Raw genomic sequence first — 22,758 nt, forward strand, 5'->3', positions numbered from 1 at the left:
GTGTGAGCGCGAGAGTGCGCTGATGCACTCGCGAATCATCCCGTAGTAAAACATAGGTAAGATCATCCCCTGCGGCTGTTGTGTGACGGTCAGGGAGTGACGGCCGCTCTCCAGGCATTGAGGGCCGGTCAGGAGGCGCCGACCGACAGGGAACGGCGGCCTGGTGCTACGTCTCGCTTTGACGTCCGCAACGCGCGATAGACCACATCGAGCGAGGGGGTAGCGCCGTATGAAACGGCGAACACTCTTTTTCGGAATGCAAAATTCCGAAAACTCATCCCGTGTTAAGGCAAGAGCGGGTCGAGGACGAAGTAGCGTTGTGCTGTCCTTGGCATTGACGGCAGGGTTGTTGGGGACCACGCCTGCGTCCGCGCAGGACGAGCCCGAGGGCTCCCTGGGTTCCGAGAGCCGACCTCGAGTCGTCACCTTTTTGCAGTACGGCGGTCCGGGCATCCGTGAGGCGGCCGAGCGGGCGCTTTTGGGCTCTGACGAGGACATTCGCAAGTTCCTCGGCGAGGCTAAGGCGATCGAGTACGACGACGATTACGTCGACGCGAGCCGGATTTTCAACACCGGTGGCACTGCCGTGCGCGAGGCGACGAAGAAGGCGTTGCAGGGGACCCCAGAGGACTTGCGCGCGTATCTGAGCAGTGGCTGGCAGAAGCCGTTGCAGGAGGACCGTGAGGTTGAGGCCTCGCGTGTCATCAACTTCGGTGGGCCGGGTGTCAAGGAGGCCGGTAAGGCCGCGCTCAAGTCCGGCCCCGATGCTGTCGCGAAGTTCTTGGAGACGGGACAGTACGAGGCGCGGGAGACCGATAACGAGGTCGAGGTTTCCAAGCTGATCAATTCCGGTGGCCCGAATATGAAGGCTGCCGGAAAGGTTGCGCTGCAGGGGTCTGCTGACGATATTACGGAGTTCCTGGAGGTGGGGCAGTATGTTGCCCGTAACCGCGATCAGGAACATGCGACGGTGGCGCAGCTGACTGAGCAGGCCAAGCAGGCCGGTGTTCAGGCCGAGGTGGCCACTAAGAAGTCCGAGGATGCCTCGGCTCGTGCGGTCGCTGCCTCGAATCTGGCGAAGGAGGCCGCGGCGAAGGCCGCTCGGGAGACTGAGGCGGCTCGCAAGGACTCGAACCGCGCGGCTTATAAGGCTCAGCAGGCTGCCGCGTCCGCGCGTGCTGCGGCTGCTGCGGCTCAGGAGGCGATCAGCGCGTCCAGTGCCGCGAATCGGGCCGCGCGTACCGCTGCGATTGCTGCGGCGCAGACCGCAAATGCCGCTGCTGCGGCGGCGAACGCTGCTGAGGACGCTTATAACGCGGCGATCGCTGCGGCCGGGGATGCGAGCAAGGCCGAGGCGGCCAAGCTGGCAGCGGTCGTCGCCCGTAACGTGGGGGCGCTTACCCGCGCCTCCGCCGAAGCCGCACAGGCCGCTGGTATGGCGTCGGACGCAGCCGCTGTTGCGGCTGACGCCTCCCGCAGCGCCGGCGCCAATGCCAACGCGGCTGCTGATTCCGCAGAGGAAGCCAACCAGTATGCCGAGGCTGCTGGTGTCTACTCTGCCGAGGCTCGTGAAGCTGCGGCTGAGGCACGGCGCTTTGCCAATGCCGCCAACCAGGCCGCAGCTAATGCCACCGCTTTGGCGCGGCGCGCGGCCCAGCAGGCTTACGCGGCCCGTGCGGCGGCGATCTCTGCTGCCGACCATGCGGACAAGGCTGCTGATGCCGCCGAACTGGCGGCGAAGTACGCCGGTCAGAGCGCTGACTATGCCGCCAAGGCCCGTAAGTGGGCCGACGCGGCAAAGGTCGCTGCTGACTCCGCGACCACTGCTGTAAATACGGCCAAGAATGTCCACCAGGTCGCCCTTGATGTCGAGACCCAGGAACTCGCCTCGCGCGCCGCGGCCGCCCTGGAGCGGGCTCGTTCGCAGAAGGCTCGGGATGACAAGCTGATCTCGGCTTCTGCGACTGTCGCTCGTGACGCGCGTGCCTTGGACACCACGGCTGAGGCCCTGGCCACCGAGGCAGCCAAGCCGAACGCGGACGTCACAGCTATCGCTACCAAGGGCCGCAAGCTCGCCCTGGATGCCCTCAAGCTCCGCGGTCCCTGGCATCAGCAGGCTGCCACCACCGCGCTCGGCGGTTCGGACGCCGATGTGCTGGAGTATCTGCGCGATGGCTGGAAGAAGGCGGGGCTGGAGGAGACGCGCGACAAGGTCCTCCAGCTCAGTGTGAACAGCCCTTACCCGTCGATCCGGCAGGGCGCTGCCGAGGCGCTCAAGGGAACCCCTGAGCAGATCGCGGCGTTCTACACCACTGGCCAGTACGCCGCCGGTGAGGACGACCTCGCCGTCGCCGCCTCCAAGATCAACAACAAGGGTGGAATCAGCGTCAAGGACGCCTCCAAGGCGGCTCTGGCCAATGGCACCGGCAAGGCCCTGGCCACGTTCCTCGAGATCGGCCAGTACTCCGCCCGCGTGACGGACGAAGAGGTCATCGCCTCCAAGCTCATCAGCAATGCTGACAGTGGTGACGAGGTCAAGGCCGCTGCTAAGGCTGCCTTGGCCGGTCCTCCGGCGAAGCTGCACGAATTTATTGCCGTCGGTCAGTACATGGCTGCCCGTAAGGACGGCCTGACCGCCCACCACCGCGCCGGGATCGAGCGACTTCTGGCCGAGGGCCAGATCATTGCCGCCAAGGCGCAGGCCAACCGCTGGCGTGCCGCCGAAGCCGCAGCAAATGCCAACAAGGCATCTACGGAAGCAGCCGTCGCCGCCGGCGAGGCCAAGAAGTCCGCAGAAGCTGCCAAGGGTTATGCGGCTGACGCCCAGAGGTCTGCCGACGCCGCAGCCGCAAGCTCTGCCCAGGCAAGCCAGTCCGCAGCCACCGCACGCAACGCCGCTGCTGCCGCCGACCGCGATGCCGACGACGCCGAGGCCTCTGCGGCACAAGCCGAGTTCTCCGCCGATTACGCCCGTGAATCCGCCACGAGGGCGGATGACGCCGCCTCGCAGGCCCGCGTCTCCGCGATCGCGGCGGGTAAGAGCAAGGATGAGGCTGAGGCAGCTGCTGGGCAGGCCTGGGCTGATGTCAAGCGCAAGCGTGAAGCGGAGATCGCCGAAGCAAAGCGCCTGGCTGCAGAACAGCAGAAGCAGCAGGCCGAGGCGGAAAAGAAAAAGAAGAAGACCTGCATCGTCCCGTACAACCGGGACAGCCTGCCGCCGTGCGCCTTCGCACAGGACAAGTACGAGCTCGAGCTTGCCAAGCCCGACCCCGAGCTTGCCAAGCTCGTCGGCAAGGCCGCCTGGGAACTTTCCGGCGGTGCCGACATCGAACGGTGCATCAAGGACCCTACCTTCGTTGGTTGCACCATGGCTGCCGCTGGCGTGCTCCCCATAGGCAAGATCAAGTTGCTGAAGAAGGGGGCCGAGGGGGTTGAGGAGGTCGCCAAGGGCACACGACGGGCACGAGAATTGGGCACGTGCCCGGTCCGGAAGCACAGCTTCCCGGCCGGCACCCCTGTCCTGATGGCCAATGGGACTACCCGTCCAATCGAGCAGGTTGAGCTCGGTGACCAGGTTCTGGCCACCGACCCGGAGACTGGGGCCACCGGCCCGCGCCGCGTCGATGCCACGATCTACACCCCTGACGACCGTGACTTCACCGAAATCACCCTCGACCAGAACAACGGCGGCGGCTCCCTTACCACTACGGACCACCACCCCTTCTGGGCCGAGAACGACAAGCAGTGGAAGAACGCGGTCGACCTCACCCCGCAGGACACTCTCCGCACCCCTGACGGTGGTACGGCGCAGATCGGCAGCGTCCGCCACTGGACCGGACTCGCCCCCGCCTACAACCTCACCGTTAACGACCTCCACACGTACTACGTGCTGGCGGGCGGGGCACCGGTCCTGGTTCACAACATCGATTGTCCGTCGTACATGGATGTGGCGCCGAGTGGCCGTGGAGTCATCGCCGACCTCGACAGTGACGGACTCGTCTCGTTTGTGATCAATTCTGGCCCGGATACCCCCCGAGGTAGTGAGATGTTCAACTCCGCTCTTGCTCATTTCGGCGATAAGGCGAAGGGCGTTAAGGCCTACTGGCAGAATGGTGGGACGCTCAGCGACAACCTGAACTCCTTCAACGCGGCCATACGAAACGGTGCATCGCTTGAGGATGCGGCGAGGGCCACGTTTACCGGCAAGATGTCCCAAAGGGCTGGCTTTTCGGGCCGTGTGGAGATAACTGAACTTCGAGGCATGCCGGGAGAATACACGGAGGTTGGTGCGGTCTTCCGGTAAGGATTGACTCACCGGATTTGTGAGACGAAGCTAAATGGCCGGATGGGCCCGCATCTAAAAATGCGGGTCCATCTTGGCTTCGTGTAGTGTGCTCTGCTTAGGCGAAGAGAAGTTAGGGCTGAGGGCGAGATGGGTATTTCCCTGGAAGAAACCGTACGTAAATTGAGAGAAGCTCGCGCCGAAGGGGCTGACGCGATCGGGCTCGCATTGCTCTCCAGAGAGAAGCTAGGGTCGAACTTCGGCGTCATTTCCTTTATTGCCTCCTTCCGTCTTGCATTTGATATTCCATTGTCGGTCCTGCAGCGCGCGCAGGCATGGAAGGGGTTTGGATGGGGGGGCGTGCAGATCTCTGATGAAGAGTTTACTTCCGTCCTCTCGCCTTGGATTGCTGATCGGCGGTGAGGTGTATTCATCGCCATCGTCGGCCATGGGTGATGTATCGCTGAGTGCCCCTAGTCTGGGGGCTGCGGTCGACCTGGCTCAGAGCTTGTACGGCTGGGCCGCTGAATTTGACGGATTCCTGGTGATGGATGATCCGGCGCCGTCTGTGTTTTCCCCGGGGAAGGAGGGGCTTACCTTTGTCCGGATCCGATGAAGATCTCGCTTGGCGGCTAGCAAAGGAACTTGGTCCGGATTGGAAGGTGTGGTACTTCCTTCTAAGGGTTTCAGTCGACCGCGACATCTACGTGGCCTAGCGGTTCGGGGTGTCGACTCTTCGGAGTCGATGCCCCGTTCTGCTAGGGACTACGGCCCGTTAAACACGAAGTTCGAGTGCCCCGAAGTCAGTTGTGACCCGTCCGGCGCGTATGCCGTCACCTGTAGCTGCCAGTGGACCGCCGGCGTGGGGACTATGAACGTGGGCTTCCAGTCCGTGCTGTCCCAGTTGAGGGCCGGGGTGCTGATGGTGCTGTCGTCGCTCATGGAGAGCTTGGTGGCGTCGTTGTACGTGTGCCACTTGATGTAGCCCGAGCGGCCCTTGAGGCCCGTCCAGGTCATGGTCACCTGGACCTTGGTCACCGTCGGGGTCACCGCGCCCAGGGGGGCGATGCCGGTGATCCTGGCGGTGACGGGGGACTGGGTGGGGGGTGCGGGCGGTGCGGTGCGTGGGGGTGTTGTGTTGAGGTCTGTGCGCGGGGGTGCCGGGGTCGTGGGGGAGGCCGTCGGGGTTGGCTTGTTCGGGGCGAAGGGGCCCTTTTGGAGCAGGACCGGGATCACCGCCGCCAGTACCACCGCCAGGCCGCCCGTCACCCAGTACGTCCAGACGCGGCGCCAGAAGGGTGAGTGCGATGGTGGTGGAGGTGGGTCTCCGTCCGGGCTCACGTCGCCGTCCCCCTCGGAATCGCTGCCGTCTCGTTCCGGGTGCCTCATCCCGCCCCCGCGCATCCGGACCGTACACCCGGAATTGGCCGTTCAGGGGTGGAGCGGGGTCGGTTGGGGGCGCGCGTCGTTTCCGGGCGCCCCCGAAGCCGTGCGGCGGTTCTTCAGGCGATTCGTGTCGCCGTTCCCGTCACCCTCACCCTCCGGTCGCCCTCCCGCAGCTCAATTCCCAGCAGTCCCGGCCGTCCCATGTCCACGCCCTGGTGGAGGGTGAGCCGGGCAGCCTCGCCCACCAGCCCGTACTCCTGCAAGTACGCGCCCAGCGCTGCCGCCGCCGCGCCCGTCGCCGGGTCCTCCACGACGCCGCCCACCGGGAACGGGTCCCGTACGTGGAAGACCGTCTCGCTCTCCCGCCAGACCAACTGGACCGTCGTCAGGTCGTGGGCGCGCATCAGCGTCGCCAGGCGGTCGAAGTCGTAGTCCAGGTCCGACAGTCGCTCTCGCGTGGCCGCTGCCAGGATCAGGTGGCGTGCTCCCGCGTACGCGATGCGGATCGGGAAGGCCGGGTCCAGGTCCGCCGGCTGCCAGTTCAGGGCCGCCAGGGCTTCGGCCAGGGACGCCTCCGGGGCCTCCTCTGTGTGCGGGGTCACACTCGTCAGTGTCGCCCGGAGTCGTACGTCCACCTCCACCGGCACCGTTCCCACCGCCGTCGCGAAGACGAACTCGCCCGGACCCCTCCGTTCCGCCAGCGCGACCGCCGTCGCCACCGTCGCGTGGCCGCAGAACGACACCTCCTCCAGCGGGCTGAAGAAACGCAGCGTGAACGCGCGTCCCGGCTCGCCCAGCCCTTCCGGCGGTGCCGTCAGGAAGGCCGTCTCGCTGTAGCCGAGCCCGGCCGCGACGGCCAGTCGTGCCGTGTCGTCCAGGGCTGATGCGTCCAGGACGACCCCGGCGGGGTTGCCGCCGGCGGGGTCCGAGGAGAAGGCCGTGTAGCGGAGGACGTCGCCGTTGTCGGGGGTGATCGTCTTCTTCATGGGCAGGTCAACTTCCCCTTCCGGCCCCGTTATTCCGCGCGCTCTTCATCTCCGGGGTGAGGCCGGGGTCGTCGGGGCTCGGCCACTCTCGGGTGCCCGAATCCTTACCGCCGGTAACGATTCGGAACGATCATTTAGCATATGAACCTGTGGCCTGATGAGGGAGTGTGTACGAGGCTGACTCCGGAAGCCGCCGCCGATGAATTCGGTGGACGCGGTGCGCCGGGTCACGCATCGGGCACACCAGGCACGCAGAAGGGTGAGCACAAGGAGCGGATCGCAGGTGTCGGAGAGATTTGCCTATGCTCCGACAGTGGCGACTTTGCTACGTGGGGTGACAGTCCTGAGTGACGGTCGTATTGACGTGGCCGGCCCCCGCATCGCAGACGGTGCCCCCGTCGGGACGCGGCTGCTGCATGACATCGCCCGCCTCCACGCCTTTCACCGAGGCTGACTGACCGCGACGCCGCCGAAACCCCTGAGTGCCGGCGCACTCGGCCCGCGTGCCACTCCCCAGTGGATGAAGTGGATGACGCTGCACGCCCGCTCGTGGGCTCCTCCGCGATGGCCTCCGAGTCCGGCAGAAGATTCGGCGTCCCGCGTTTCGCGTGAATCGCGCACCGATCTCCACCACATCCCCGGGAGACATTGAGCAATGGCCCACAACATCGGATCGGCGCTGCCACTGGTCGACGATCCGCGTGACGTCCGGCCTGTGGCCGAGAGCGGTCGTCCAGCGCGAATACTCGCTCTGGACGGACTGCGGCTCTTCGCCGCCCTGGCCGTGGTCGCGTACCATTACATGGCGTTCGGCGGCGGATGGCCGGGCGATGTCAAAGCCATGTTCCCCCGTGTCTTTCCCTTCGCCGCGTACGGCTGGCTCGGGGTGCAGCTCTTCTTCCTGATCAGCGGCTTCGTCATCTGCATGAGCTGCTGGGGGAAGCCGCTGCGCGACTTCTTCGTCTCCCGTGTGGTGCGCCTCTATCCCGCTTACTGGTTCGGTGTCATCGTCACGACACTGGTCGTCACCCTGGTGGCCGGTGGGGAGAAGCCCCTGGCGTTGGTGGAGGTACTCACCAACCTGACCATGTTGCAGGAGCCTCTCGGAATTCCGCACGTCGACGGCGTCTACTGGACGCTCTTCGCCGAGCTGCGCTTCTACCTGCTCTTCGCCATCGTCGCGTGGAAGGGCCTCACCTATAACCGGCTCGTGGTGTTCTGCTGCGTCTGGGCGACCGCCAGCTTCTTCTTCGCCGACCAGGACGACAGCGCACTGCAGCTGCTGGTCATGCCCGACGACAGCTGGTACTTCATCGCGGGAATCGCCTTCTACCTCATGTACAGGTTCCGGCCGAACCTGATGCTCACGGGCATCGTCCTGATGTGCTTCTTCGCCTGCCTGCCCTTCGCGCACACGACATGGAAGAACACGGGCAAGTACATCGGGCACGTCGTGCCCTTCTGGCCGGTCATTCCCATCGTCGCCGCGTGTTTCGGCGTCATGGCGCTGCTCGCCACCGGAAAGCTGTCCTGGATCAAGTGGCGCTGGTTGCCGACGGCGGGTGCGCTGACCTACCCGCTCTACCTCCTGCACGAAAACATCGGCCGTGAGATCTTCCACGTCCTCGGCCCGCGAGTGCCGGCGTACGCCCTGGTCGGCGGTGTGATCGCGGGCATGTTGGTGTTCTCCTGGCTCGTCCACCGGTTTGTGGAGCGCCCGGTGGGGCGGTGGCTCAAGCGTGGCCTGGTCCACGCGATGTCCCAGCACCCGCGGAGCGGGCCGGATGCGATGAGCGCTGGCGAGCGCCGAGCGGAAGCACCGGCCGAGCGGGAAGCAGTGGCCGAGCAAAAGCAGTAGCCAAGTCAAAAAGCAGTAGCCGAGCACAAGCAGTAGCCGAGCAAAAGCAGTAATACGCGCCGCCCCCCACAGAACGCGCCGCCCCCACCGCGAAGTACTCGAAAGGACCTCTTCTCTCCATGCGTCTGTTCAAGCGCCGAAACCAGGACTCCGGCGTGCCCGCGCGGGGCGTGTTCCACTCTGACTGGGCGCCGCACATGCAGATATGTGCGCACACCGACGACGACCTCTACTTCATGACGCCGGACCTGCTGCAGTCCGTACGGGCGGGCATCCCGGTGGTCAGCGTCTATCTGACCACCGGCGAGGCGGACGGCATCAACCTCTCCTTCAGCGACCCGGCTCGCAAGACCGCCGAACCCGACTACCCCGGGTACACGGCTGCCCGCCAGCACGGAATCCGGGCCGCCTATGCCGCCCTGGTCACCGGCAGCCGCCGGGCCGAGTGGACGCGCGACACCCTGGAGGTGCGCGAAGGGGTCACCGCGGAGATCAACACCTTCGGCGAAGGCCGCGTCACCCTCATCTTCCTCAACCTGCGCACCTGTGTCGCGATGCCGGACCAGAAGGTGCTGCACCTGTGGGCGCGCAACATCGAGGAGCTCGCCACACTGCGGCCCGCCGGCAGCCCCATTCCGGCGGAGAGCGACGGCCGCCCGCTCACCCGCGACGGTGTCATCGACACCCTGGTCGACCTTCTGCAACGTTATGAACCGGCCGTCGTCCGCGTCATGAACCCCGATCCGGACCGCGTCAGCTACGAGGCGGAGACCGGCTCGATCTCCTACTGCGACAACACCGACCACACCGCGGCGGCGTTCTTCGCGCTCGCCGCACTGCGCCGGTACGAGCGGACCGGCCCCGCGCGCAAGCCGGCCGTCGAGAGCTACATGGGCTACTGCAACAAGCTGCGGCCCGACAACCTCAGCGCCGCTTCGGCGGCCGAGAAGTTCCATTACCTGGCCGTCTACGGTGGTGAGGACGGCCACGAGTGCCAGAAGGCACCGGGAGAGTGCGGTGACCGGCCGCTGGGCAACCGCGCCTACAACCGCTCCTACGGGCAGAGCACCACCCACCGCTGGCAGCCGACCACCACATGGCTCCAGCGCCGTGCCGACGGCCGCCTGACGGCCTTCACCGTGCTCGGGGGCAGGCCCGCGATGTGGACGCAGGACCGGTCGGGCGCCTGGTCCAAGCCCAAGGCGCTGGGGCAATGGCCCGCGGACAACGACGGCCACTGCCTGCCACGCCTGGACGTCATACGCGACGGCCAGGGCCGCATCCACGTCATAGCGATGCGATCCCGTGTCGGCGCGGGGCCCGAGGAGCAGCAGCGCGACGTCATGTACCTGGCGGAGAGCGCCGAGGACGGCTCCTTCGGAACCTGGACCAACGTCGGCAACCCCTATGGCAGGGCCGCCACGGCCGCCGCCAGGCGCCGCGGCCTCGGCATGCCCGTCGCGACGGTCACGGGCTCCGGCCGCATCAAGGTCGCTTTCCGTAACTTCGGCGGCGGACTGAGCGCTCGTACGACCACCGACGAGGGCTGGGGGCCCTGGGAGGACCTGCACGGCGGACTCCTCGACAACCCTGCGGGCATCCTCCTCAAGCGCGGCACGGTCGAGTTCTACGCGACCACCAAGGAGGGCATGCTGCGCTGGTACCAGGACGAGCCGAAGGGCGCGTTCGAGCGCGACTACGGCACCCTGCTGCCCCGCCCGTCCGGCTCGGTCTCCCTCCTCGAGCAGACGGACGGCCGCATGCTGATGCTCTCCCGGCAGCCGGGCACGGGCTGGCTGCTGGCCCACCGGCAGCGGGAGGCCAGCGGGTCCTGGGACCCGCAGCCGCACCTGCTCGACAACGCGCCCGGGTACGGGCCGGTGGCCCACGCCGTACTGCCGGGTGGCGACCTGGTCCTCGTCCAGCGCACCGACAACGGAACCCTGAGCATCAGCCGGCAGCCGCTGGACGGCAGCGCGCTCAGCAGTGAATGGACGCCGCTCGGCGGCGGCCCCTTCGTGCGTGCCCCGTCCGTCGCCGTGGACGGCGCCGGGCGCGTCGTCGTCGCGGTGCTCGACGCACAGGCGCGCCTGCGCACTCTCACGTTCGACGCCGGTGCCCCGTTCACGGCACGGCGGGCGAACCGCTGGCGACAGCACTGATCCCGGGCCTCGGCCCGGTCATGACGCGGCCCTCCCCACGACGACGTCGTGGGGAGGGCCGCGTGCTCCGTAGCGCACATCACCCCCGTAAGGGGCGACTTGCAGCTGTGGCCATGACACCATGGAAGTAATTTGAAACTACAAGAATTGCGACCTTCCATGGAGAGACGACGATGACGGACTCCGGCCGCTCCCAGGCCGTTGACGAGGGCATAGAGGGCACAACCGGTCACACAAGTGCCGCCGCGCAGCCCGAGGCGCGTGCACGCCGTGCCGGGCTCGTCGTCACCCTCGTGCTCGGCGGCCTCACCGCGCTGCCGCCTCTCTCCATGGACATGTACCTCCCGGCCCTGCCCGAGGTCACCTCCGCCATGAGCTCCCCGGCGGCCACCATCCAGCTCACCCTCACCGCCTGCCTCATGGGCATGGCGCTCGGCCAACTGATCGTCGGGCCGATGAGCGACCGCTGGGGCCGTAGGCGCCCGCTCCTCGTGGGCATGGTCGTCTACGTCCTCGCCACCGCCGCCTGCGCCGTCGCCCCCACGGTGGAGCTGCTGATCGGCTTCCGGCTGGCGCAGGGGCTCGCCGGGGCGGCCGGGATCGTCATCGCCCGGGCCGTCGTCCGCGACATGTACGAGGGCGTGGCCATGGCCCGGTTCTTCTCCACCCTCATGCTGATCTCCGGTGTCGCCCCTGTCGTCGCCCCGCTCATCGGCGGGCAGGTGCTGCGGCTGACGGACTGGCGCGGGGTCTTCGTCGTGCTGACCGTCATCGGCGTCGCCCTCACCGTCGTCGTGTGGCGGTGGCTCGGCGAGACCCTGCCGCCCGCCCGCCGCCAGGACGGCGGCCTCGGCCAGGCGCTGCGCACGATGCGCGGGCTGCTCGCCGACCGGGTCTTCACCGGATACATGCTGTCGGGCGGCTTCGCGTTCGCCGCGCTCTTCGCCTACATCTCCGCCTCGCCCTTCGTCGTCCAGGACATCTACGGCGCCTCCCCGCAGACCTTCAGCCTGCTCTTCGGCCTGAACTCCATCGGGCTCGTCGTCGCCGGCCAGATCAACGGCAAGGTGCTCGTCGGGCGGGTCAGCCTCGACAAGGCGCTCGCCGTCGGCCTCGCCGTGATCACCCTCGCGTCGGCGGCCCTGCTGCTGATGACCTCCGGCGTTCTGGGGAAGGCGGGGCTGGTCCCGGTCTCCGGCGGGCTCTTCGTCCTGATGTCCGCCATGGGCCTCGCCATGCCCAACACCAACGCCCAGGCTCTGATGCGCTCCCGCGACGCCGCCGGGTCGGCGTCCGCGCTGCTGGGCACCTCCACCTTCCTGCTGGGCGCGATCGCCTCGCCGCTCGTCGGCATCGCGGGCGAGCACACGGCCGTGCCGATGGCCCTCGTCCAGCTCGGCTGCGCGCTCGCCGCCGTGGTCTGCTTCGTGGGGCTGTGCCGGCCCTGGCGGCGACGGGAGGCCGACGCGTTCGGCACCGCATAGCGTTCGGGCACCGCATAGCGTTCGCGCATGGTGTTTCGGCACCGCATAGACTTCGCGAAATGCACGCCCCCGCACACGCGCCGACCGGCGAGGCCCCGGTCACCGGCGAGACCCTGCGCACCGCCCTCGCCGGACTCCTCGACGGCCTGCCGCCCAAGCAGGCGGCCCAGGCCGTCGAGCGGCTGATCGCCAACTACCGGGGGCGCACCCCCACGCACACCCCCGTCCTGCGCGACCGCTCCGACGTGGCGGCCTACGCCGCGTACCGGATGCCCGCGACCTTCGAGGCCGTACGCTCCGCGCTGGAGGCCTTCCGCGACCGGCTGCCGGACCTCCACCCCGCCACGCACGTCGACGTCGGCGGTGGCACGGGCGCCGCGACCTGGGCCGTCGCCGCGGCCTGGCCGGGCGGGGAGCGGACGACCACCGTCCTGGACTGGGCCGAGCCCGCGCTCGCCCTGGGCGCCGAGCTGGCCGGAACGGTACGGTCCGAGCCGCCGCTGAGCGGCGCTCGCTGGCAGCGCCGGGCCATCGACGCCGGCCTCGAGCTGCCCGAGGGCACGGACCTGGTCACGGTCTCGTACGTGCTGGGCGAGCTCACCGAGGGCGACCGGCACGCGGTCACCGACGCGGCCGCGCGTGCGGCGCGGGCCGTCGTGATCGTCGAGCCCGGGACGCCCGAGGGCTATCTGCGGATCATCGAGGCGCGGGACCGGCTGATCGAGGCGGGCTTCCGCGTCGTGGCGCCCTGTCCGCACAGCGCGGCCTGCCCCATCGAGCGGGGGACGGACTGGTGCCACTTCTCGGCGCGGGTGAGCCGTTCGTCGCTCCACCGGCAGGTGAAGGGGGGCTCGCTGTCGTACGAGGACGAGAAGTTCTCGTATGTGGCGGCGGTGCGGGACGTTGAGATTTCAGCCGCCTCCGCCCGTATCGTCCGCAGGCCGCAGATCCGCAAGGGCCAGGTCCTGCTGGAGCTGTGCACGCCCGAGGACGGCCTGACCCGTGAAACGGTCACCAAGCGCCACGGACCCCTCTACCGTGCCGCCCGCGACGCGGACTGGGGCGACGAGTGGCCGCCGCCTGCTGAAGAGGATTAGACCGGGCCGACGGCCGGGCCCCGCGCGCAGCCGCGGGGCCCGGCCGTTGTCGTAGGCGCGTGGGACGATGAAGGCGTACGCAGCAGCCCGCCCTCAGCAGGAGCCAGGCCATGGACTACGCCCGGATGCGCGCCATCGCCGAGGAGCTGATGAAGCACGCTCCTGATCCCATCAAGGGCTTTGAGATCACCGGCGACGGGATCTACATGATGACGTCGCCGTCCAGGTTCCACGACTTCAACGTGATGCGCCTCGGTCGCCAGCTGGACCGGCAGCTGCTTGAGGGGCTGGTGTCCTTCCCGGGTGGTGACATCGAGGACCCGTCGATGGGCAAGCTCCGGCGCCCGGATCTGATCGTCGTGTCGGACGAGGTGTTCGGCGAGGAGAACGAGCCGTTCAACCCGCGCGACCTCTCCCTGGCCGCCGAGATCGTCTCACCGACCAATCACAGCAACGACTACACGGAGAAGATGGAGGAGTACCCGGCCATGGGCATCCCCCTGTACCTCCTGGTCGACCCCCGCAAGGGGACAGGAGCCGTGATGTCCGATCCCGGCCCCGGTCCCGATGGGCGGCCTTGTTACCGCACGCGCCACGACTACGTCTTCGGCGACAAGATCTCCGTCGGCGAGTGGACGGTCGACACCTCCGAGTTCCGTACGTACGCCTCGTAAGCCCCTATCGCAGCTCCTGCGTGCAGCACTTCACGCTGCCGCCGCCCTTGAGGAGCTCACCGAGGTCCATGCCGATCGGCTCGTAGCCCCTCTCCCGCAGGGGCTCGAAGAGGCCGACCGCCGCCTGGGGGAGCAGGACGTGCTTCCCGTCGCTCACCGCGTTGAGGCCCAGCGCCGCGGCGTCCTCCTCGGTCGCGATCAGCGCGTCGGGGAAGAGTCGCTCCAGGACCGCCCGGCTGCCCGGGGAGAAGGCGCCCGGGTAGTACATGACCTCCGCGTCGGTGGAGTCGTCGAGGACGCACAGGGCCGTGTCCAGGTGGTAGTAGCGCGGGTCGACCAGGTCGAGCCCGATCACCGGGCGGCCGAAGAACTCCTGTGCCTCCGGGTGTGAGAGGGGACTGCTGCGGAAGCCGCGTCCCGCGAGGAGCCAGGTGGCCGTGACGGCGAAGTCGCCCTCGCCCTCGTTGATGTGCTCCGGCTCGCGCACCGCCTCGTAGCCGTGGGCGCGGAACCACTCCCGGTGCACCGCCGCCTCGGCCCAGCGCTCGGGGTGGGCGAAGCGGGCGCCGAGGACGCGCCCGTCGACGACGGTGGCGCCGTTGGCGGCGAAGACCATGTCGGGCAGATCGGTGCGAGGGGCGAGCACCTCGACGGTGTGACCGAGGGCGCGGTAGCGGTCGCCGAGCTCCTCCCATTGCGCGAGGGCGAGCTGTAGGTCGACCGGCTTGCCCGGGTCCATCCAGGGGTTGATCGAATATGTGACCCGGTAGTACGTGGGCGGGCACATCAGATAGCGGCGCGGAGTGGATGCACGCGGGGATGTACGCAAGTCGCGCTCCTCACGGTGGTGTTGGGCACGCACGTGGATCGTGCGTGCCCAAATGGTCCACGCTGTGAGGGCTTGGCGCATGAACCGTACGGGTGGTTTACAAGCCGCCCGTTCACCTACTGGTGTCGCCGTTCCGCTGTGCCTTGAGGGCGCGCAGCAGCTCGCGCTTCTGCGCGTTCGGGTCGGTGCCGCCGTTCGCCCCCCGGCCGCCTCCGCCCGCGCCGCGCAGGGAGGCGCGGGAGAGGTTGCTGCGGGTGCCGCCGACGCCGAGCATGCCGCGTGATCCGCCTCGAGTCATGGTGGGTTCCCTTTCCTTTTCGGCGAGACGTTCCGTCTCGCGACATCCCCCACTCTGAACGAGACGGTTCGTCTTGTCAATGGGATGGGAGGGGTCCCGGGCATGGGCACGTCCTCCCCCAACGGGCCCCGACGCGGCCGGTCTCACACCCCCCGGATGGGTCCGGCGGTCACACCAGGAGCAGGATGGTGGCAGCATTGACCGAAGACCGCGGTCGAAGTGAGGGGATAGATGGAACGCAAGAGCAGATTCTCCCAATGGCTGCGCCGCCCCAGGAGCGGAGCGGGCGGCGATACGGGCACGGGGGTGGCCACCGGAGCCGCCCGCGAGGAACTGCTCCTGGCCGCGGCCGCCGCGGGGTTCCCCCTGGCGCCCGCCGCGCACCCCTCCGGCTACGGCTGTTCCTGTGAACGCATCGGGTGTCCCACCCCCGGCCGGCACCCCGTCTCCTTCGCCTGGCAGACCCTCGCCTCGACCGACGCCGACAAGGTCGCCAAATGGCTGCGCGGCCAGCCGGAGGCCAACTTCGTCACCGCCACCGGCATCGCCCACGACGTCCTCGACGTCCCCGCCGAGGCAGGCCGGCAGGCGCTGGACCGGCTGACGGCCGCCGGAGTGGAAGTCGGCCCTGTCGCCACCGTCGCCCCCGACCGCATGCTCTTCTTCACCGCCACCCGCGGCACACCCGACGACGAGGACGAGTGGTGGCCCTGCGAGCTGGACTGCCACCCCGAGACGATGGACGAGCACCCGGGGCTGCGGTGGCACTGCCGGGGCAGCTATGTGCTGCTGCCGCCGTCCGTGCTGCCGGGGGAGGAGCGGGTGGACTGGGTCGCGGGGTTCGGGGCCGAGCGGCCTTTGCCGGACCCGCTTTCGTTGTTGGAGGCGCTTACGGATGCGTGTGCGGCGTACGCGGGGGAGCGGCGGGGCGATCATGAGCCCGCTCATCCTTGGCCGATCGGGCGCTGAGGGGCGCTTGCGGCGCTGAGGCCGGTGGGCGGTTTGTGCCCACCCTCCCCCAGCTACCGCTGGGAGGTGCCCCCAGCCTTGCGGAACGATTGCCCGCAAACCGGCTACTCCCCCTTCGCCCCCGTCAGTGATTCGATTCTGTTGAGGAAGACCACCGGGCCCGTGCGGGGGATCTGGACCGCTGACTCCGAGACCCGGGTGTAGGTCACCGCCTGCTTGAGGTCGCCCTTCAGGAGCGACTTCGTGCGGGGGTCGGTGACCTCCGGGCGGACGCCCGCGACCGCGGTGCGGCGCTCCCGGTGGTGTGCCGTGAAGAAGGCGAGCGCGCCGCCGTCCTTGGTGCGCAGGGCCGGTGCCGGGAAGCCCGGGGCCTTCTCCGGGGTGTCTATGTACTCGGTCCAGAACGTGGGCGTCCGGGCGAGCTTCGCGCGTTCCGCGCGGATCTGCGTGGTGGAGGTGCCGGGGGCGAAGACGGTGCCCGCGCCCGTGCGCAGGAAGTCGGCGTACGCGGTGCTGAGCGCTTCCGGCCGTACGGGGAGGGGGGCCGTGGCCTTCTCGTCCCCGGGCTCGGCCTTGGCCGGCACCGCCCGCGCGTAGCCGTCCTTGTCCAGCTCGAACTCCGGGACGCTCCCCGGGTTCAGCAGCGAGAGATACGCGGCCTTCCACGGCCGCCCCGCGTCGGCGCGGGTGAAGACCAGCAGCCAGCGGTGCTGGTCACGGTTGCTGTGGGTGTCGGCGACGAAGAACTTCGGCCAGCCCGCCATCTTCGGGATCGTGAACCGCGCGTCGTTAAGGACGAGCGGCGGATAGCCCGGGTTGCCGCCCGGCGTCACCGCGCGCTGCGCGGCCAGGTCGGCCCGGGCTATCTCGGCCGGCGCACCGGTCTCGACCCGGTCCACGAGGGCCGGGTCGAGCTTGCGGTACGCGTCGTTGTAGCCGTCGGTGAAACGGCGGAGGACCTTCTCGGCCTCAGCCTTCCCGCTCACCGCCGGGATGACCGCCCGTTCCCCGTGCACCGTCACGCACCCGGTCGCCGCCGTCAGCAGCACCGGCACCGCCGTCAGAATCGCTGCCCGACGCGGGAACACCCGACGTGGCGACCGGCGTCTCATCGCGCTTCGACTCCTCAGTGACTGCTCGGGACGGCGCAACCCTACCCGTCCGCCCCGGAGCGAAGAACACCAGCAGGGTCGGGACGAGGTACAGCGCCCACACCCCCACCTGAAGCCACGTCGGGTCGGGCTGGAAGTTGAAGACGCCCTTCAGCAGCGTGCCGTACCAGCTGTCGACCGGGATCTGCTCGCTGATGTCGAAGGCCCTGTCCCCCAGGCCCGGCAGGATGTCGGCCTCCTGGAGGTCGTGGAAGCCGTAGGCGAGGACGCCCGCCGCGACCACGATCAGCATGGCGCCGGTCCAGGTGAAGAACTTCGCCAGGTTGATCTTCAGCGCGCCCCGGTAGAACAGCCAGCCCAGCACCACGGCCGTCAGCAGCCCCAGCAGCGCGCCGATCAGCGGCCGCACACCGTCGTTGGTCGCCTGCACGGCCGTCCAGATGAACAGCGCCGTCTCCAGGCCCTCCCGGCCGACGGCCAGGAACGCTGTGACGACCAGCGCGCCCGTGCCCATCGCGAGCGCCGCGTCGAGCTTGCCGTGCAGCTCCTTCTTCAGGTGCCGCGCGGTGCGCCGCATCCAGAAGACCATCCAGGTCACCAGGCCGACGGCGATGACCGACAGGGAGCCGCCGAGCGCCTCCTGGGCCTTGAACGTCATCGTCTGCGAGCCGAACTGGAGCACGGCGCCGAAGCCCATGCTCAGCAGCACCGCCGCCGCGATGCCGGTCCACACCGGCCGCAGGGCGTCCCTGCGGCCGGTCTTGACCAGGTAGGCGACGAGGATGCAGACGACCAGGCTGGCCTCCAGGCCCTCGCGCAGGCCGATCAGGTAGTTGCCGAACACCCGGCATCTCCTCTCAGAAAGGGACCGGTGGTCAGGCGAAGAGAGCCTTGCCCCACCAGTCGCCCTTGTCCCGGACGCCCGGCGGGACGGCGAAGACCGCCGACCCCACGTGCTGGATGTACTCGTTCAGCGCGTCGCTGCGCGAGAGGTTCGTCTGGAGCGGCACGAAGCCGTCGCGGACGTCGCGCTGGTACGCGATGAAGAAGAGCCCGGCGTCGAGCCGGCCCAGTCCGTCCGTGCCGTCCGTGAAGGAGTAGCCGCGGCGCAGGATCGTCACTCCGTTGTTGGAGTCCGGGTGCGCGAGGCGCACGTGCGCGTCGGGCTTCATCGCCTTCAGCAGCGGCTCGTCGTGCTCGCGCTGCTTGCCCACGGCCGCGCCCTCGGACTTGTCGCGGCCGAAGACGTCCTCCTGCTCGGTGAGCGAGGTCCGGTCCCAGGTCTCGATGTGCATCCGGATGCGGCGCGCGACGAGGTAGGAGCCGCCGACCATCCAGTCGGGGCCGTCCTTCTGGCCCACCCACACGTGCTTGTCGAGACGGGCGGTGTCGTCGCCCGCGATGTTCCGGGTGCCGTCCTTGAAGCCCATCATGTTGCGGGGCGTCTGCGCGTCGGGCGTGGTCGAGGACGTCTTGCCGAAGCCCAGCTGCGACCAGCGGATCGCCACCCGGCCCATGCCGATGCGGGCGAGGTTGCGGATCGCGTGCACCGCGACCTGCGGGTCGTCGGCGCAGGCCTGGACGCACAGGTCGCCGCCGCTGCGCGCGGGGTCGAGGTTGTCCTTGGGGAAGACCGGCAGGTCGATCAGGGCCTTGGGCCGGCGGTCCTTCAGCCCGAAGCGGTCCTTGCCGTCCTTCTCGAACAGGCCGGGGCCGATTCCGAAGGTCAGGGTCAGCCGCGACGGCTTGAGGCCGAGGGCCTCGCCGGTGTCGTCCGGCGGCAGCTCCTCGTTCGCGCTGATCGCGCCCGTGCCGACCTCGTGCCCGGCGGTCATCGCCCGTGCGGCGGCCGTCCACTCCTGGAGCAGCTTGATCAGCGCGGCCCGGTCGGTCGTCGTCACGTCGAAGGAGGCGAAGTGCAGCCGGTCCTGGACGGGCGTGGAGATACCGGCCTGGTGGGCGCCGTCGAACGGCACCGCGTCACCGGTGGACGCGCTGGGGGAGGCGTCGGAGCCGACGCGCAGCGCGGCGGCCGTGCCGCCGGCCGCGGCGGCGCCGAGCGCGAGGCCCGCGCCGCCCCAGCCGAGCAGGGCGCGGCGCGAGGGGGCGGGGCGGGTGGCCCCGCCGGCCTTCGCGTCGGTGTCGGCGCCGGCGTTGGCCTCGGCCTTCGCGTCGGCCTTCGCCTCGGCAGTCTCGTTGGTCTCCGAGGCCTGGGTGGCCTGGGTGGCCTCGGTGGCCTCGGTGGTCCCGGTGGCCTCCGTGGCTTCGGACGTGGCCTCGGGAGTCTTCGGCTTCGAGGAATCCGTCATCGTCGTTCCCCCGCTTACTTCGCGACCGCGGCGGCGAGCTTGGACAGCGGCTCGGACAGCGCGTTCACCGCGTCCGAGAGCTTCTTGCGGTCGTCCTTGCCCACGGTGTCGTACGACTTGAAGCCGTCACCGTCGCGGTAGTCGCCGAGCGCCTTCTTCACGGCGGCGAACTGCGCGTCCAGGGTCTTGACGAGCTCGGCGTCGTTCTTGGCGGCGACCGGCTTCAGCAGCTCGTACGCCTTCTCGGCACCGTCGACGTTGCCCTCGAAGTCGACCAGGTCGGTGTGGCTGTAGCGCTCCTCCTCACCGGTGATCTTGTTCCGGTAGACCTCGTCGAGGAGCTCCTTGGCGCCGTTGGCCATGCTGGTCGGCGTGATCTCGGCGGTGCCGACGCGCTTGCGCCAGTCCTCGAGGTCCTTCATCAGCTGGTCGGCGAGGGTCTTGTCCTCGTCCGTGATGGCTTTGGCGTCCCAGAGCGACTTCTCCAGCTTGTGCCAGCCGGTCCACTTCTGGTCCTTCTCCAGGCCGTCCTCGCGGACGTCGACCTTCGGGTCGATGTCGCCGAAGGACTCGGCGACCGGCTCGGTGCGCTCCCAGCCGGTGCGGGAGGGGGCGTAGCTCTTCTTCGCCTCGTCCAGGTCGCCCTTCTTGACGGCGTCCACGAACTTCTGCGCGACCGGGATGGTCTCGTCGGCCTGCTGCTGCACGTACTTGCGGTACTCGGCGACCGCCTTGTCCAGCGCCGGGTCGCTCTTCTTCGCCGCGCCGTCACCGGTGACGGTGATCTTCTGGCGGATGCCGTCGCCCTTCATGCCGGGCTTGCAGGCGATTTCGTACGAACCCGCCTTGATCGTCGCGGTGATCTCCGCCTTGGTGCCCGGGCCTATGTTCTCGCGCTCGGTGACAATCCGGTCATCGGGGGCGTAGACATAAACTTCGGTGATCTTGGAGCCCTTGTTCTCCACATTGATCTTGACGTGCCCGGCCGGGAACGAGGTCTTGGAAACCTCGCACTTGTCGTCGGAGGCCGTCACGTTGACGGCTCCGTCCGCGCTCTTCCCGTCGGACTTCTCGGCACAGCCGGACACGGCGGTCAGAGCCGCGACCGCCGCGATGGCGGTGACGGCGGAGGAGCGAAGGGCTCGCATGTGGGCTCCAGGCTTGCTCGGAGAGGGCGGATTTCGGACATGGCCGAAAGTGCATGGCCGAATAAGGCCGCCCTAACTTATCTGAGGCTTGCCTACCCTGTTCCCCACCGGGTGCGTGATTCTGCTCTCACGAGGCAAAATTTCGGCCATCTCGTCTCGGCAGCACCAAAGGTTCTCCCGTGCGCGGATGATCAATTACTTCGACCGGCTGAGAATAGACACGGCTCAGCAATTCGGGCGCGTAGACCCGGCCCGGCGGGCCGTCCGCCGCGATCCGGCCCTCGTGGAGCACGGCCACGCGGTCCGCGTAGGCGCCCGCGAGGCCGAGGTCGTGGAGGACGACCACGACCGCGTCCCCGGCGGCGGCGCGCTCCCGGCACACCCTCAGCACCAGTTCCTGGTGGCGCAGGTCCAGCGCGGCCGTCGGCTCGTCGAGCAGCAGCAGCGGGGTGCGCTGCGCGAGCACCCGGGCCAGGGCGACCCGGGCCCGTTCGCCGCCCGACAGTTCCGCGAACGGCCGGGAGGCGAATCCGGCCACCTCGGCGGCGGCCATCGCCGACCGTACGGCCGGATCGTCCTCGTCCTCGGCGGGCGTACCGGCCCAGGGGGCCCGGCCCATCCGTACGACCTCCTCGACCGCGAACGGGAACGAGAGCTGGGCCGACTGCGGCAGCACCGCCCGGCGCAGGGCGAGTTCACCGGCGCTCCAATCGCCTGCCGGACGGCCGTCGATCCGCACCTCGCCGGACTCGGCGGGCAGGTCGTGGGCGAGCGCGGCGAGCAGCGTGGACTTCCCGGCGCCGTTCGGGCCGACGAGGGCGACGACCTCGCCGGCGGCGACGCGCAGATCGACCTCGGACAGGACGGTACGGTCGCCGAGCCGCACCCGGAGGGCACGGGCCTCGGCCCGTACGGTTCCGGCGGGGGCGGGGGCGGGGGCGGGGGCGGGGAGCGTGTGGCGCCGCGGCCGCAGGAGGGTCCTTCCCCAGCCCCGCCCCTTCCCTCCCCCAGCTACCGCTGGGAGGTGCCCCCAGCCAGGGGCTCCGCCCCCGGACCCGCGGTCCTCAAACGCCGGACTGGCTGATTCCGTCATGCCCAACCTCCCTGCTTCCGCCGCGTTTTCCGTAGCAGCCAGAAGAAGAACGGGCTGCCGAACAAGGCCGTCAGGACGCCCAGGGGCAGTTCCGCCGGCTGGGCGGCCGTGCGGGCCGCGAGGTCCGCGGCGACCAGGACGAGGGCGCCGCCCAGCGCGCTGCCGGGCACGAGGAAGCGGTGCCCCGGGCCCGCCGCCATGCGCAGCAGATGCGGCACCAGCAGCCCGACGAACGTGATGATGCCCGCGACGGCCACCGCCGCCGCCGTCAGCAGCGCGACCACCAGCACCAGCACCATCCGCAGCCGTTCGACGTCCACGCCCAGGTGCCGCGCCGGGCGTTCGCCCAGCGCCAGCAGGTCCAGCTTCCGGGCGTACCAGGGCGCGACCGCCAGCCCGGCCAGGGCGCACGGCAGGACGGCGAGCACCTTGGGCCAGGTCGCCTGGGCGAGGGAGCCCAGCTGCCAGAAGGTGATCTGGGTGATCTGCGCGTTGTCCGCGAAGAAGACGCACAGGCCGATGAGCGCGCCCGCGAACGCGTTCACCGCGATGCCGGTGAGGATGAGCGTCACCACCTCCGTCCGTCCGCCAGAACGCGACAGCGCGTACACCAGCACCACCGTCACCAGCCCGCCCACGAACGCGCAGACCGTCACCGTCCAGGTGCCGAAGAGGGTCAGGCCCAGCGAGATGGAGGCGACCGCGCCCACGGCCGCGCCGGACGAGATGCCGATGACGCCGGGCTCGGCGAGCGGATTGCCGAACACGCCCTGCGTCAGCGCCCCCGCGCACCCCAGCGCCGCCCCGACGAGCAGCGCCAGTGCCACGCGTGGCAGCCGGACGTTCCACAGCACGCTCTCGGCCACGCGGTCGAGGGCCGTGCCACCGAGTCCGGCACGGTGCAGGAGCGAGCCCAGTACGTCGCCGACGGGGATGTCGTACGCGCCGAGCCCGGCGGAGAGGAGGCAGAGGACGGCGAGGGCGACGGCCATCGCACCGCCCAGCAGTACGGGTGTCGTACGCGCGCGAGGCACCGCCCGCGGCACGGTTTCCTTGACGGCGGTCGTCATG

The 22,758-nt window shown here is 69.1% G+C and carries 18 protein-coding genes; 8 read left to right on the top strand and 10 right to left on the bottom strand.

What is annotated here, in order from left to right; all coding sequences use genetic code 11:
* Nucleotides 1–328: 328 nt before the first annotated feature.
* Complete coding sequence (locus AB0E98_RS01495; protein ID WP_361697361.1) at nucleotides 329–4,303, top strand: polymorphic toxin-type HINT domain-containing protein; 3,975 nt, start codon at nucleotides 329–331, stop codon at nucleotides 4,301–4,303.
* Between the two features lie 129 nt (nucleotides 4,304–4,432).
* Nucleotides 4,433–4,705: a hypothetical protein gene (locus tag AB0E98_RS01500; protein ID WP_361697363.1), complete on the top strand. Its 273-nt coding sequence runs from the start codon at nucleotides 4,433–4,435 to the stop codon at nucleotides 4,703–4,705.
* A 342-nt stretch (nucleotides 4,706–5,047) separates the two neighbouring features.
* Here the strand turns inward: AB0E98_RS01500 and AB0E98_RS01505 are convergent, their stop codons facing one another.
* Both AB0E98_RS01505 and AB0E98_RS01510 read right to left on the bottom strand, forming a co-directional pair.
* Entirely contained in the window at nucleotides 5,048–5,623 is a 576-nt protein-coding gene (locus AB0E98_RS01505) for a hypothetical protein (protein WP_361697365.1), read from the bottom strand.
* Between the two features lie 161 nt (nucleotides 5,624–5,784).
* Nucleotides 5,785–6,654, bottom strand: coding sequence for a PhzF family phenazine biosynthesis isomerase (locus AB0E98_RS01510; RefSeq protein ID WP_361697367.1), 870 nt, complete (start codon nucleotides 6,652–6,654; stop codon nucleotides 5,785–5,787).
* A 655-nt stretch (nucleotides 6,655–7,309) separates the two neighbouring features.
* Here AB0E98_RS01510 and AB0E98_RS01515 point away from each other — a divergent pair.
* The 5 genes from AB0E98_RS01515 to AB0E98_RS01535 all read left to right on the top strand — a co-directional run bounded on the left by AB0E98_RS01515 (nucleotide 7,310) and on the right by AB0E98_RS01535 (nucleotide 13,929).
* Nucleotides 7,310–8,512 (top strand): acyltransferase, encoded by a 1,203-nt coding sequence (locus AB0E98_RS01515; protein WP_361697369.1) that lies wholly within the window; start codon nucleotides 7,310–7,312, stop codon nucleotides 8,510–8,512.
* Nucleotides 8,513–8,709: 197 nt separating this feature from the next.
* The gene (locus AB0E98_RS01520) at nucleotides 8,710–10,674 is read left to right on the top strand and encodes a PIG-L family deacetylase (RefSeq protein WP_361697371.1); all 1,965 of its coding nucleotides are present in this window, start codon (nucleotides 8,710–8,712) and stop codon (nucleotides 10,672–10,674) included.
* Nucleotides 10,675–10,847: 173 nt separating this feature from the next.
* Nucleotides 10,848–12,158, top strand: coding sequence for a multidrug effflux MFS transporter (locus tag AB0E98_RS01525; protein ID WP_361697373.1), 1,311 nt, complete (start codon nucleotides 10,848–10,850; stop codon nucleotides 12,156–12,158).
* Nucleotides 12,159–12,217: 59 nt separating this feature from the next.
* Nucleotides 12,218–13,255: a small ribosomal subunit Rsm22 family protein gene (locus AB0E98_RS01530; RefSeq protein ID WP_361697375.1), complete on the top strand. Its 1,038-nt coding sequence runs from the start codon at nucleotides 12,218–12,220 to the stop codon at nucleotides 13,253–13,255.
* 110 nt (nucleotides 13,256–13,365) lie between these two features.
* The gene (locus tag AB0E98_RS01535; protein ID WP_361697377.1) at nucleotides 13,366–13,929 is read left to right on the top strand and encodes a Uma2 family endonuclease; all 564 of its coding nucleotides are present in this window, start codon (nucleotides 13,366–13,368) and stop codon (nucleotides 13,927–13,929) included.
* A gap of 4 nt (nucleotides 13,930–13,933) precedes the next feature.
* On the opposite strand, the gene ddaH is transcribed toward AB0E98_RS01535, so the two are convergent.
* Together ddaH and AB0E98_RS01545 are read right to left on the bottom strand one after the other, a co-directional pair.
* Complete coding sequence (ddaH, locus tag AB0E98_RS01540) at nucleotides 13,934–14,791, bottom strand: dimethylargininase (protein WP_361697379.1); 858 nt, start codon at nucleotides 14,789–14,791, stop codon at nucleotides 13,934–13,936.
* A gap of 79 nt (nucleotides 14,792–14,870) precedes the next feature.
* Nucleotides 14,871–15,056, bottom strand: coding sequence for a DUF6243 family protein (locus tag AB0E98_RS01545; RefSeq protein ID WP_361697381.1), 186 nt, complete (start codon nucleotides 15,054–15,056; stop codon nucleotides 14,871–14,873).
* Between the two features lie 231 nt (nucleotides 15,057–15,287).
* Between AB0E98_RS01545 and AB0E98_RS01550 the strand changes: the two genes are divergently transcribed.
* On the top strand, nucleotides 15,288–16,025 hold the full coding sequence (locus AB0E98_RS01550; RefSeq protein WP_361697383.1) for a bifunctional DNA primase/polymerase: 738 nt from the start codon (nucleotides 15,288–15,290) through the stop codon (nucleotides 16,023–16,025).
* 104 nt (nucleotides 16,026–16,129) lie between these two features.
* Here AB0E98_RS01550 and AB0E98_RS01555 read toward each other — a convergent pair whose 3' ends face one another.
* From AB0E98_RS01555 to AB0E98_RS01580, 6 genes are all read right to left on the bottom strand, one after another.
* The gene (locus AB0E98_RS01555) at nucleotides 16,130–17,011 is read right to left on the bottom strand and encodes a hypothetical protein (RefSeq protein WP_361697385.1); all 882 of its coding nucleotides are present in this window, start codon (nucleotides 17,009–17,011) and stop codon (nucleotides 16,130–16,132) included.
* Nucleotides 16,995–17,981 carry an iron uptake transporter permease EfeU gene (efeU, locus tag AB0E98_RS01560; RefSeq protein WP_361697387.1) on the bottom strand — a complete coding sequence of 329 codons (987 nt, stop codon included), beginning with the start codon at nucleotides 17,979–17,981 and terminating at the stop codon, nucleotides 16,995–16,997. Before efeU ends, AB0E98_RS01555 begins: the two co-directional genes overlap by 17 nt.
* A 31-nt stretch (nucleotides 17,982–18,012) precedes the next feature.
* Entirely contained in the window at nucleotides 18,013–19,446 is a 1,434-nt protein-coding gene (efeB, locus tag AB0E98_RS01565; RefSeq protein WP_361697390.1) for an iron uptake transporter deferrochelatase/peroxidase subunit, read from the bottom strand.
* Nucleotides 19,447–19,460: 14 nt separating this feature from the next.
* Nucleotides 19,461–20,594 carry an iron uptake system protein EfeO gene (gene efeO / locus AB0E98_RS01570; protein WP_361697392.1) on the bottom strand — a complete coding sequence of 378 codons (1,134 nt, stop codon included), beginning with the start codon at nucleotides 20,592–20,594 and terminating at the stop codon, nucleotides 19,461–19,463.
* Nucleotides 20,595–20,721: 127 nt separating this feature from the next.
* Nucleotides 20,722–21,567, bottom strand: coding sequence for a heme ABC transporter ATP-binding protein (locus AB0E98_RS01575; protein ID WP_361698117.1), 846 nt, complete (start codon nucleotides 21,565–21,567; stop codon nucleotides 20,722–20,724).
* Nucleotides 21,568–21,683: 116 nt separating this feature from the next.
* The gene (locus tag AB0E98_RS01580) at nucleotides 21,684–22,757 is read right to left on the bottom strand and encodes an iron ABC transporter permease (protein WP_361697394.1); all 1,074 of its coding nucleotides are present in this window, start codon (nucleotides 22,755–22,757) and stop codon (nucleotides 21,684–21,686) included.
* Nucleotide 22,758: the final 1 nt, after the last annotated feature.

This window comes from Streptomyces sp. NPDC037389 (genome assembly GCF_040636475.1).
Classification (GTDB): Bacteria; Actinomycetota; Actinomycetes; order Streptomycetales; family Streptomycetaceae; genus Streptomyces; species Streptomyces hesseae.

Excerpts from the sequence above, each read along its gene's own strand:
- AB0E98_RS01520 (WP_361697371.1), top strand. The coding sequence starts at position 8,710 with ATGCAGATATGTGCGCACACCGACGACGACCTCTACTTCATGACGCCG.
- AB0E98_RS01580 (WP_361697394.1), bottom strand. The coding sequence starts at position 22,757 with ATGACGACCGCCGTCAAGGAAACCGTGCCGCGGGCGGTGCCTCGCGCG.
- efeO (WP_361697392.1), bottom strand. The coding sequence starts at position 20,594 with ATGCGAGCCCTTCGCTCCTCCGCCGTCACCGCCATCGCGGCGGTCGCG.
- AB0E98_RS01550 (WP_361697383.1), top strand. The coding sequence starts at position 15,288 with ATGGAACGCAAGAGCAGATTCTCCCAATGGCTGCGCCGCCCCAGGAGC.
- AB0E98_RS01515 (WP_361697369.1), top strand. The coding sequence starts at position 7,310 with ATGGCCCACAACATCGGATCGGCGCTGCCACTGGTCGACGATCCGCGT.
- AB0E98_RS01530 (WP_361697375.1), top strand. The coding sequence starts at position 12,218 with ATGCACGCCCCCGCACACGCGCCGACCGGCGAGGCCCCGGTCACCGGC.
- AB0E98_RS01535 (WP_361697377.1), top strand. The coding sequence starts at position 13,366 with ATGGACTACGCCCGGATGCGCGCCATCGCCGAGGAGCTGATGAAGCAC.
- AB0E98_RS01500 (WP_361697363.1), top strand. The coding sequence starts at position 4,433 with ATGGGTATTTCCCTGGAAGAAACCGTACGTAAATTGAGAGAAGCTCGC.
- AB0E98_RS01545 (WP_361697381.1), bottom strand. The coding sequence starts at position 15,056 with ATGACTCGAGGCGGATCACGCGGCATGCTCGGCGTCGGCGGCACCCGC.
- efeB (WP_361697390.1), bottom strand. The coding sequence starts at position 19,446 with ATGACGGATTCCTCGAAGCCGAAGACTCCCGAGGCCACGTCCGAAGCC.
- AB0E98_RS01525 (WP_361697373.1), top strand. The coding sequence starts at position 10,848 with ATGACGGACTCCGGCCGCTCCCAGGCCGTTGACGAGGGCATAGAGGGC.
- AB0E98_RS01510 (WP_361697367.1), bottom strand. The coding sequence starts at position 6,654 with ATGAAGAAGACGATCACCCCCGACAACGGCGACGTCCTCCGCTACACG.